1 protein-coding gene is annotated in these 1,697 nt (G+C 36.5%); it reads left to right on the plus strand.

The window, feature by feature from the left end; genetic code table 11:
• The first annotated feature begins 115 nt into the window (after positions 1-115).
• A complete protein-coding gene (locus tag J2Z23_RS22060) occupies positions 116-1,567 on the plus strand; it encodes an IS1182 family transposase (RefSeq protein ID WP_209975386.1) in 1,452 nt (483 codons plus the stop codon).
• The last annotated feature ends 130 nt before the right edge of the window (positions 1,568-1,697 follow it).

Raw genomic sequence — 1,697 nt, forward strand, 5'->3', positions numbered from 1 at the left:
GGAGGGCACTGAAAAAGTCCCTTTATACAAAAACGGAGAGAAACTCATATTTTTTTGGGGTTTCTCTCCGTTTTTGGTTTATAATTAAGGTATCTAATTTAAGTGGGTGGTTCCGGTGATATCAAATCAACAATCATTGAAGTTTAGTCCCTATATGGATCTTTATAATCTAATCGTCCCGGAGGATAACATGTTACGCAGGATCAATGATCTTGTGGACTTTTCCTTTGTCTACGATGAACTCGTGAATAATTATTGTCTTGATAATGGCCGGAATGCCGTTGACCCAATTCGTATGTTTAAATATTTGTTGTTAAAGACCATCCATGACCTTTCCGATGTGGATGTTGTGGAGCGTTCAAAATATGACATGTCATTCAAATATTTTCTGGATATGACTCCTGAGGAGGCTGTGATTGATCCAAGTTCTCTGACCAAGTTCCGTAAACTGCGGCTTAAAGACATTAATCTACTTGACCTACTGATCAATAAAACGGTAGAGATTGCGATTGAGAAAGAGATTATCAAGAGTAAATCTATTATTGTGGATGCAACACATACTAAAGCTCGCTATAACCAGATGACACCTAAAGAGATACTTATGGACCGTTCCAAAAAGCTAAGAAAGGCAGCATATCAGGTTAATGACACTATGAAGGGAAAGTTCCCAGCCAAGACAAAGACGGATGTGTTGGAAGACGAAATCGCCTATTCTCAAGAGTTAATCCATGTAATAGAGAAAGAAGAAACTCTTCTTCAGTATCCAAAGGTGAAGGAACAGCTGAATCTTCTAAGAGAAACTGTTGAAGATGATATAGAACATCTTCAAAGTGTGAAAGATCAGGATGCCAAGGTTGGTCATAAAACTGCGGACTCTTCTTTCTTTGGGTATAAGTCACATTTGGCAATGAGTGAAGAAAGAATTATTACGGCAGCCGTCATTACTTCTGGAGAAAAAAATGACGGAAAACAACTCCAAACACTCATTGAAAAAAGTAAGAGTGCAGGCGTAAAAGTTGAAACAGTTATTGGTGATGCCGCTTATTCAGAAAAGGATAATATTATTTACACGACTGGAAGTAATATCAAATTGGTAGCCAAATTAAATCCAAATGTCACCCAAGGAAGACGACAAAAGGAAAATGAATTTGATTTTAATAAAGATGCGGGTATGTATGTTTGTAAGGCAGGACATATGGCAATCCGCAAAGCAAAAAATAAAAGATCAAATGAAAAGAAAAATCCACGTGAAACCTATTATTTTGATATCGAAAAATGTAAAATATGCTCTTTTAGAGATGGATGTTATAAAGATGGTGCCAAAAGTAAAACATATAACGTAACGATTAAATCAGATGAGCATCAGGATCAAGCAAACTTTCAGGAAAGTGATTATTTCAATGAAAAATCAAGGGAACGATATAAAATAGAAGCTAAAAATAGCGAATTAAAACACAGACACGGGTATGATGTTGCTTCATCCACGGGTCTAATTGGCATGGAATTACAAGGTGCCATGTCCATATTTACTGTAAACCTAAAAAGAATACTGAGGCTCCTAGGGTAAGAATAAAGAACTTTCGCTGGTGAATAAAGAAAAAAACTGACTTTTCTCTCCAAAATTATGGAAGGATGGGTCGGTTTTATTTGTTGGGCAGTAAAAAAATCAAAAAATCGGCAGATTTTCAGTGCCCTCC

It is taken from the genome of Lederbergia galactosidilytica (assembly GCF_017873565.1).
In the GTDB taxonomy this organism is placed as follows: domain Bacteria; phylum Bacillota; class Bacilli; order Bacillales; family Bacillaceae_C; genus Lederbergia; species Lederbergia galactosidilytica.